Source organism: Candidatus Eisenbacteria bacterium (assembly GCA_030017955.1).
Lineage (GTDB): Bacteria > Eisenbacteria > RBG-16-71-46 > JASEGR01 > JASEGR01 > JASEGR01.
In genome coordinates, this window is the sequence record JASEGR010000095.1 from 1 (window position 1) to 9,590 (window position 9,590).

The following is a 9,590-nucleotide window of genomic DNA, read 5'->3' on the forward strand; positions in this document are numbered from 1 at the left end:
CATCCTGGCCAAAGTCACCAAATGTAAAGAAGCGTTAGACGCACTACACTAGGTAGGGAGATCAATGATGAGGGGCAGAGTCAGAATTGCAGCTTATGGCGCGGCGGCGCTTCTATTGGCCACGATTCTGTTTGTGATTGAGCCAGTTCAGGCCCAGTGGCTGCCCGGAGGGTGGGATTACCGCAGGGGGATAACTATTACAGACTCAGATACTGTCCTGACTGATTATCAAGTCAAGGTCGTGCTGACGTGTGCACAGGACAGCATCTTCGCATTGGCAAAGGAAAACGGTGAAGATGTGCGTTTCACCGATGCGGATGGACTGACGTTGTTGAATCACTGGATCGAAATCTGGGACAAACCAGAAGAGTATGCGGTGATCTGGGTGAAAGTGCAGTCAATTCCGGTTGAGGGAATCACTATCTACCTCTATTTCGGCAATCCGGAAGCGGACTCTGCCAGTAACGGCAATGCAACTTTTGAGTTCTTCGAAGATTTTGAGGCGTGGGGCAGTGCGTTCCCGCGTGTATGGCTTGAGAAACAGCCATTGCCGACAGGTATAGCCGATGCCGGGGCGGCCGTATGTGACAACAAGCTGTATCTTTTCGGCGGTTATCGTGCGAGTACAAGCGACTGGTTGAAAGAAACGTATGAATATGACCCCTTTGCTGACACATGGAGCCGAAAAGCCGATATGCCGACGGCCCGATGGGGTCCGACTGCCGTTGAATTCAATGGTCTGATTCATGTCTTTGCCGGATATGCTGGACGTGGATCTCGTGCGCACGAGGTGTATGACTCTTCGACAGACACTTGGGCCACATGGTCATCAGTTCCATCCGGGCTGGCGGACCAGGGGCTGATGGGCGTACGGTACGGCGACAAGATTCACCTTTTCTACAAGGCGAATCACTATGAATACGACCCTGGCACCGACATCTACACACGTAAGGCCGATATCCCGACCTGGAGAACATGGGGTGCCTGCGCCGCAGTCGATGACAAAATCTATGTCATAGGGGGATACTCCTACGGTCCTGGGCCGACTGGCGCAATAAATGTGAACGAGGCTTATGATCCTCTGACCGATACATGGGCGACAAAAGAGCCATTGCCGGTCAGCAAGTATGGTGTAGTAAGAGAAAATCCAGTCATAGGCGGCAAGATATACGTTGTCCCCGGATTGGATGGAGGCTTCCACCTTGACAACTATGCCTATGATCCCGCCACGGATTCCTGGGAGCAGAAATCGCCTGCGATTCATCCGCGAGACGGCGTGGCAGGAGGTGTTATCAATAACAAGTTATACTCGGCAGGCGGCAGGGATGTAGTGTGGTATCCGAAGGGTATTTGCTATAACGAAGAATACGATCCGCTGGCGGACACCTCGACTGTGATTCCACCAACTGGATGGACTGTTTCTAGCTCCGCCAACGCCAGGCCGGACCCGCCGGCCAGATACGAAGGCAGTTATGGACTGCTTCTCTACAACAACGGTCAGGGTGTTCAGTACGCCGAACATTGTCTCAACCTTCCCACACTGGCACTTGACCTGTATTGGAAGTTGACCAACACGAACAGTCCACCTCCACAGCAGCCGCAGGCATCAATCTCGCTGACGGATTCGACGAGCGAGGGATCGCTTCACTTCTACAGAGACTACTGGGGCGTTCCCAAATTCAAGTGGTACCGTAACACATTCACACTGCTCGAAGCCGGCGCTTACAATTTCTGGTTTCCCATTACGATATTCTGGAACGGTCCGAATAGTAAGGTGACCATCAATGGCACAAAACACTCTGTGCAGGCGGCGTCAGTCAGTCCTGACAGAATCAGACTGGCTATTACACCGGGAGAGGTTACAGACGAATACTTTGACCTGTTTAGGGTTCGAAAATGCCGTGCACAGGAGCCTACAGTGCAGGTCTATGTAGACGGGGGAGGCCTGATGGCTGTTGACACAGCGCCCCTTGCTCTCTACGGTGCGGTCTGCGCGCTCGAGCAGAACGTCCCGAACCCTTTCAACCCCGAGACTGCTATCCGCTTCGCTCTGAAGACGAACGGGAATGTGAACCTGAGGATCTATAACCTGCAGGGCCGGTTGGTGCGGATTCTCGTGAATACGGAGAAGGAAGCCGGCAACTATTCGGTCCTGTGGAACGGTACCGATGACGACGGGGTTGGAGTGGCGAGTGGCGTATATGTTTGTACGCTGCGAGTCAACGGCTTCGAGACCAATAAGAAGTTAACCTTCCTAAAATAGTGACAGTCACCTATTTTGCCACCACTCCCAGAAAATAGGTGACTGTCACTATTTTACCTATTTACCTGAGGAGAACCATCTTACGGCTGTCGGTCTTCCCCATCGCTTCAAGCTTCACGAAGTAAACCCCGGACGATACCTGAAGCCCGCGGGAATCAAGACCATCCCAGAGAATCGAGTACCGGCCCGCGAACTGCCTTTCGTCAACAAGGACTCTCACGAACCTGCCCCGTGCGTCGTAGATTCCAACTTTCACAGGTGACTCTCTTGGAAGCTCGTACTGGATTTTTGTCGCCGGATTGAAAGGATTCGGATAGTTTTGGGACAGTCTCGCTCTCACGACGGGACTTCCGAGAAAATCTGCCGGAAGCTCAACGCCAGTAAGAGGCCATGCGATTGCCTGATAGACTCTCAGTTTTCCCCAGCCCCACAGGTCGTTCGGGACAGTGCCGGTGAAACTATCGGCGAGAGCGCTTCTCGTTATTCTGTATTTGATGTCGGCGGGTGTTGCCAGCGGAAAATACTGCTTTACGAGGCCGCACGACGCGGCGACATGCGGACCCGCCGCACTAGTCCCACTGAACTGTGTGTATCCGCCGAAGGACCCCGTGCCATAGTGCGTCCTTGTTGAATAGACGTCGTAGTTTCCAGGTGATGCGATGTCCATGATGGACACACCATCAATCCTCTTTCCCCTGCTGCTGAATTTGCTCAAAGCTCCAGGCAGTATTGTGCCGCCTCCCACTCCGCTGTAACCCTCGTAGCCCCGCGTACTGTAGGAGGCAAGAGTGAACGCGCTGTCTGCAGTTGCAACCGAGCAGACAGTCTTATCATTTGACCTGTAGTTCAGGAACTCCGAACCGCCTGCCCACGAGCTTGCATTGTCGCTGACATAACCGTTCACCTCGTCGGTCACATCGCCCGTTCTATTGGTCAATGCGAATCTCCATGTCCCGGCAAGATTGCCTGAGAGATTTCTTATCTGAATATCAAACTCAGCAGTTCCCCGCGATGTCGTTGATCTGCCGGAGTAGAATTCGTATCCGTCGAGAACCTGATATCCCCACAATCCGTTAAGCATCATCGAGTTTCCCACCGGCGTAGTGACCTGCACCCTGATGCTGTCAGAGGGGGTCCTCCACAGATATGTGAGCCACATGTATGTAATCGCCGAGCCGCCATAGGTGGCAGGTACATAAACTCTGGAAGTATCCGTCTGGGAAGGCGGGAGGGAAAACAGGGAGTGTTTGTATCCTCTTGCAAGATTTCCGGCAGGTGTGACCTGAATGATGCTGTCTGCGAAGGCATCCAGCGTCTGTTCGGCGATCGTCGAGCCGTCAAGAGGCTCCCATACGAAGCTCGCGCCTTCGTAGAGAACGACATCGGCACCCTTAGCTCTTGCCCAATTCAGGAGTGTCACGATTGACACATCCGTGAAGTAGTTTCCCATGACAATCTCTGCATCGGGAGCGATCCCTGCGAATTTTCCAAAACCGTTCTTGTGCCCGGCGAGTATTCCGCAGACAGGCGTTCCATGGCCGTAGTTGTCCGCGTCCGTATTCATCAGGTCAACTCCACGGGTTCTCTCGACGCTTCCGGTGTTCATCGTGGCCAGGACCTTCGAGGTCCCAAGCCCCAGAAGTTTTTCTCCGACGTTCAATGCTCCGTTCTGGTTCGAATCAATCACCATGAAGAGTCTCTCGCCGAGAGAAGGAGAGTTTTCGTTGAAGCCGGCGCCTGTCCCGTATTCTCTTACGCCGTTACTGTTGGCATCATTGTATAGCCAGTCCCAGTAAGCCTGGAACACACCGTCGGCATTGCTCGTTCCATTCCCGCCAAAGGTCTTCGCAGGGTCATAGATCGCGCCGTCAAAGAAGCGGAGCTTCTCGTTTGCATCGAATTGGCCGTCCTTGTCGAGATCAACGCCGTCGAGGCCATTATCAAACAATGAGTCATGATCGGCATCTATCCAATCGAACGTGTCGGCATCTGCCTTGAAGAGCGCCGGGTGGTATATGTCAACACTTGTATCAAAGTCGGCAAGGATAATACCCTTGCCTGTGACTTTATCGCCGAGCCCGTCAGTCACCTGCCATGCTGACGGAGCTCCGATTTCGGGGGCACTCACGTCAAGACAAGGCAGGAGTCTTGGCTTCCAAACAGATTCCACGGTCTCCACATCGTTTCTTCCAGCAATAGCGCCGAGTGCTTCCCATGGCACCCGTGCCGCATATATCGTCCCCACCTTCGAAATCTTCCCGTCAACTCTGTCGAACTGGACACCGATGCTCTCAAGTGAAGATATTTCTCCCGGAGCCAGCTCCCTCTTGAACTTGAGCATCACTGGCGCGTTGGGCTCAAGGGCTTTTTCACTCAAGAAGCTCGTCTCTGGGACAGGCTTAAGACGCGTGGAAAGAAGAAGCTTGAGCGGAGCATTCATCTTGGCAATCGTCTGTGAAGGAATTCCGCTCAATGGTGCAGAGCTTGAAGGTTCTGCAGGCGCGCCTTCAGCACCGGCAAAAAGAAAGGCAGAAAACAGAAGCACCGCGAGGTTCAGAGCCGGCAACGAACCTGTCCGTCTCCTGAAATTCATCGTGCCCTCCGTTTGTAACTGTCACTCCAGAAACAACAATCGGGTACGCCTTGTTTGAAGCGTGACCCGAGAGATGTCCACTCCATCCATTCAACTCTGTAACAATTATACCAGAGAGACATCCGGGTTTCAACACTTCTCTGTGAATTGAAGCCAAGTTTGTCAAACTTTTGTCTGTTTTCCAGCAGTTACGCGGTCAATCATTGCAACATGCAATGCCGGAGAAATATTTCTAGTGTTCGTCTCCCTCGACCTCTTCTTCATCCGGCTCCCCGGAGACAGATTCCGGAGCGCCCGAGTCGGGCAGTACCAGGACGTCCTCTAGCTCCCCCGCAGGAAGTCGTTCCACATCCCGCAGCTTGGCTTCCATGATCTGAGTGCGTTTACTGGTCTCATCAATTGTTTTGCTCGCGGTGTCCAGTTGTTTCTTGACCCTGCGAAGCACCTCTTCAAATCTGCCGAATTCGGTCTTGACCGCTGCCAGCACTTTCCAGACTTCACTCGCGCGCTGCTGGATGGCAAGTGACCGGAAGCCCATGCGCAGGCTGTTGAGGATGGCAGCCAGTGTTGTCGGTCCGGCAACGACGACTCTGTGGGTTTGCTGGAGCTTCTCTACAAGCCCCGGCTGCCGGAGGACTTCAGCATACAAACCCTCCGTCGGCAGAAACATCAGGGCAAAATCGGTGGTGTGCGGTGGATCGATGTACCTGTTACGTATATCAAGCGCAGATTTGACTACGGCCGAAGCAAGAGCCTTGCTCGCTTCCTGCACCTTCTCGCTATCTGCCGCTTCCGCTGCTTCCAATAGTCTCAGATAGTCCTCCTGAGGAAATTTGGAATCGATCGGCAGCCAGACATGGGTCCCAGGTTCATTGTCGGGTCCCGGAAGACGGATTGCATATTCGACAGTTTCACGCGATCCTTCCTTTGTCTGGACATTTCGTGCATATTGATCCGGCGTGAGTATCTCCTCAAGAATTGCTCCGAGCTGAAACTCTGCCCAAGTGCCGCGAGCTTTGACGTTGGTGAGAACTCTCTTGAGGTCACCCACACCCGTCGCCAGTGTCTGCATCTCCCCGAGCCCTCGCTGCACAGCCTCCAAACGCTCGCTCACCAGCTTGAACGATTCTCCAAGTCGTCTCTCCAACGTATCATGCAGCTTCTCATCCACAGTCTTACGCATCTCATCGAGCTTTTTTTCGTTGCTCTCCTGGATTTGCTTGAGTTGCGTGTCAATGACTTCGCGGAGCGCGTCAAAACGGGACTGGTTCGTCTCGGTCAAATCTCTGAGCTGCCTGGTTACTGCCTCAAGCTGCATTTTCTGGAGGCTCCCCATCTCGCCAATAGTCTTCGCAATGGTGTCACTTGCAGATTTGAAGCCGCCGGTGACTTCCTCTCGCAATTCTCGCGCAGCCTTAAGAGATTCCTCCCGCTGGGCACGCAGTTCGTCTCGAACAACATGCTCTGTCTCGTCACGGCCGCGGCGGAACAGGCGCCATATGACGATCAGCAGAAGGACAACATTGACCAGCAGCAGCGGAATGACTACGGCCACGTTATTCATGAGAAGTCACCTCTTCTTGAAAATCTGGACAAGAACAAAACCTGCCACGAACCCTCCCACATGCGCCCACCACGCCACTCCTCCTTCTTCCCTCATCATGCTCCCATACAAGAACTGGATCAAGAACCAGAATCCAAGGAAGAAGAACGCGGGAAGCTCCATCACCCTGATTATGAATCCGATCGGGATAAGCGTTAGAACCCGTGCCCTGGGGAAAAGCGTGAAATATGCGCCGAGCACACCTGCAATCGCGCCGCTCGCACCTATGGTGGGAATGTTTGAGTGCGGGCTGGCGAACACCTGACCGATACTCGCTGCAAGCCCGCAGAAAATGTAAAAGACAAGAAATCTCAGTCTTCCCATTCTATCTTCAACATTGTCTCCAAAGATCCAGAGGTAGAGCATGTTTCCTATCAGGTGAAGCCATCCTCCGTGGAGGAACATCGCTGTGAAGACGGAAAGATATCTCCCGCCGTACTCAAACTGACTTGCAGAGTCCCCGGACAACAGCCTGTGCGGGATCATCCCGTAGTGAGAGACAAACTGGTTTATGTTTTGCCCAAGGGATAATTCGTAGACAAAGATAAGTGAATTGACTGCAATGAGACCGATCGTAACAACCGGTCGCCTTGAGGAAGGAATAGTGTCACGAAGCGGTATCGTAGGCGCTCACCTCGGCTTGCAATCCGAACTTTTCAGTGCACTCATTTCCTGCCGCTTTCATTGCCTTGACACACAGTTTTGGTCGTTCGAAGAGGTGCTACAATCGCCGGGACCGGACTCTTGAGACCGGGTGTATGGAACTGGGTCATCGGTCTAGGAACTGTGATGGTTGGATTGACGTACTTGCTGGCCGGGACCTGAGGTGAACCTGTACAACCATTCCCCGAGGAGTCGAACTTCACGAGGAGAACATCGGGATCCCCTCCGCCATAAGACGTACTTCCCCCACCGACCACAAAGCCTCCATCAGATGTTTGTATGATACAGAGCCCCTTGTCCCACCCCGGCCCTCCAAGCGTTTGAGTCCGGATATGCTGCCCTTCGTTATCGAACTTCGAGAAGAGGACATCGCCGACATACCCTCCCCCCGACACACCGGTCCAGCCTGTCACAAGGATCGTCCCGTCCCGTGCCTGGACCAGAGAGTAGCCAGAATCATCGTCCTTCACCCCGAGTGTGCGTGTCCAAAGATGATTGCCTTTTGCATCGAACTTCGAGAGGAACATGTCCTTATCACCGGGGCCAAAACTGTCAGTTTCCCCCGTGACTGCGATTCCGCCGTCGATTGTCTGAATGACCCAACGTCCCTGGTCCCAGCCAGGACCTCCAAATACTCTCGTCCAGACATGATTCCCGTTTGAATCGAATTTGCATAGAAGGACGTCGCTCGAACCTGCTCCGTAACTTTGGGTGTATCCGGTCACAACGAATCCTTTGTCAGTCGTCTGGATGAGCGAGAGAGCGTAGTCTCCCCTGACTCCGCCGAGTATTCGCGTCCAAAGATGACCACCTTTCGCATCTAACTTCGAGAGAAGAACATCAGGGGCGCCGGAACCGAAACTCTTTGTCCATCCGGCCACGACGAGTGCCCCATCAGACGATTGCACGAGACTGTAGCCTCCATCATATTCTGCTCCCCCAAGCGTGCGTGTCCAAAGATGATCGCCGGCCGGGTTGAACTTCGTAAGAAGGACGTCGCCGTTGCCGACTCCGTAGCTCTGAGTGGTACCGGTTATGACAAGTCCGCTGTCGGCTGTCTGAACAAGATTGTAGGCGATGTCATCCTTTGCTCCGCCTAGCTTCCTCATCCACTCACAGTTCCCGGCGCGATCGAATTTGACAAGAAGTGCGCCAAATCGAATCGGAGAACTGCCCTGGGAACGGCCTGCTATGACAAGCCCGCTGTCAGCTGATTCAACAGCTCCAAGGACAACATCTTCATCCCTCCCTCCGAGAACCTTCACGAACACGTCCCGAGAGGAGGCATAAGCAGGCGTTGAAGTGGGAAATAGTGCCGACAAAGATAAGAGGAAAAGAAGGAGCCCCGGGAAACCTTTTCTGATTTTACACCTCCCGATTTCTGAGCTGAATAGTTCCGGCAAATTATAGCGAATCAGTTTTCATTTGTTAACTGATGTTTGGCGGAGAGAATTGTCCTTGAAGTTTCATCCTGCCTCATGTATTTTTTCGACCTGTTGATGGCATGAGGGCAATGGACGCTCACCCGTTTCCAGGATTTTATAAGAGGTTTCTCAATCGTGCCTAGACGATTTTGCATCCGGAAAAACACGCTGCCCATTCTTGTTCTCTTCGCGCTTTGTCTTCCCCTGCTTTCTCTTGCCCCGAAGCGAGACAAACAGGCTCTTTTTGTAATCGTAATAGACGGAGTCCGCTACTCGGAGACTTTCGGGGATTCAACTCACGCATACATCCCCGGAATGTGGAAAATGGCTGGACACGACGCTTCAATCATCACTGCTTTCTTCAATGACGGCGTGACTAAGACTGTTCCTGGCCAGGCAAGCATCGCGACCGGTACGTGGCAGAAGATAGCGAACAATGGAAGGGAAAGGCCTTACTCGCCGACGTTCTTTGAGTATCTTCGCAAAAGCGATTCGAAACTCAAGATGAGTAAACTGTGGGTGATTGCCGGAAAGAGAAAGCTCGAGGCAGTGACCTGCAGCTCGGCGCGGGAGTATGGCAAGAAGTTTGGGGCTTCGCACGACGTACCCGGGTTTCCCACGGAACGTTCTGACATCGAAACATGGACTTCTCTGAGGACGACCATGAGGAAGCACCATCCGAAGCTCGTCATCGTGAATTTCGCCGGAGTGGACATCGCAGCTCACAGTGGAAACTGGGAACGGTATGTTTCGGCAATAAAGACTGCCGACTCACTTGTATGTGAGGTCTGGAAAGAGATTGAAGGAGATGCATTCTATCGGGGAAGTTGCACTCTTTTTGTGACCGGGGACCATGGAAGGCACGATGATCAGCACGGCGGTTTCAAGGGGCATGGCGATGGATGCGAGGGTTGCAGACATCTCATCTTTCTCGCAATAGGACCACAAATAAGAGAAGGATTCGTTTCTGCAAAAAGAAGGTCGCAGGTCACTGGTGTCCGGTTAACTTGTTCCGTAGTTGCTGTAACTGTTTTGAGATGAATA

At 53.0% G+C, this 9,590-nt stretch carries 6 protein-coding genes; 2 read left to right on the forward strand and 4 right to left on the reverse strand.

From position 1 onward, the window contains the following. Nucleotides 1-67: 67 nt before the first annotated feature. The gene (locus QME66_11725) at nucleotides 68-2,263 is read left to right on the forward strand and encodes a DUF2341 domain-containing protein (protein MDI6809633.1); all 2,196 of its coding nucleotides are present in this window, start codon (nucleotides 68-70) and stop codon (nucleotides 2,261-2,263) included. Between the two features lie 61 nt (nucleotides 2,264-2,324). Here the strand turns inward: QME66_11725 and QME66_11730 are convergent, their stop codons facing one another. From QME66_11730 to QME66_11745, 4 genes are all read right to left on the reverse strand, one after another. Then, nucleotides 2,325-4,856 carry a S8 family serine peptidase gene (locus QME66_11730; protein ID MDI6809634.1) on the reverse strand — a complete coding sequence of 844 codons (2,532 nt, stop codon included), beginning with the start codon at nucleotides 4,854-4,856 and terminating at the stop codon, nucleotides 2,325-2,327. A gap of 232 nt (nucleotides 4,857-5,088) precedes the next feature. Then, nucleotides 5,089-6,420: a DNA recombination protein RmuC gene (gene rmuC, locus QME66_11735; protein ID MDI6809635.1), complete on the reverse strand. Its 1,332-nt coding sequence runs from the start codon at nucleotides 6,418-6,420 to the stop codon at nucleotides 5,089-5,091. A gap of 6 nt (nucleotides 6,421-6,426) precedes the next feature. After that, nucleotides 6,427-6,927 carry a rhomboid family intramembrane serine protease gene (locus QME66_11740; GenBank protein MDI6809636.1) on the reverse strand — a complete coding sequence of 167 codons (501 nt, stop codon included), beginning with the start codon at nucleotides 6,925-6,927 and terminating at the stop codon, nucleotides 6,427-6,429. A gap of 197 nt (nucleotides 6,928-7,124) precedes the next feature. After that, the gene (locus tag QME66_11745) at nucleotides 7,125-8,387 is read right to left on the reverse strand and encodes a hypothetical protein (GenBank protein MDI6809637.1); all 1,263 of its coding nucleotides are present in this window, start codon (nucleotides 8,385-8,387) and stop codon (nucleotides 7,125-7,127) included. A gap of 294 nt (nucleotides 8,388-8,681) precedes the next feature. Here QME66_11745 and QME66_11750 point away from each other — a divergent pair, with 294 nt between their 5' ends. Further along, the gene (locus QME66_11750; GenBank protein MDI6809638.1) at nucleotides 8,682-9,587 is read left to right on the forward strand and encodes an alkaline phosphatase family protein; all 906 of its coding nucleotides are present in this window, start codon (nucleotides 8,682-8,684) and stop codon (nucleotides 9,585-9,587) included. Nucleotides 9,588-9,590: the final 3 nt, after the last annotated feature.

Excerpts from the sequence above, each read along its gene's own strand:
- rmuC (MDI6809635.1), bottom strand. The coding sequence starts at position 6,420 with ATGAATAACGTGGCCGTAGTCATTCCGCTGCTGCTGGTCAATGTTGTC.
- QME66_11730 (MDI6809634.1), bottom strand. The coding sequence starts at position 4,856 with ATGAATTTCAGGAGACGGACAGGTTCGTTGCCGGCTCTGAACCTCGCG.
- QME66_11725 (MDI6809633.1), top strand. The coding sequence starts at position 68 with ATGAGGGGCAGAGTCAGAATTGCAGCTTATGGCGCGGCGGCGCTTCTA.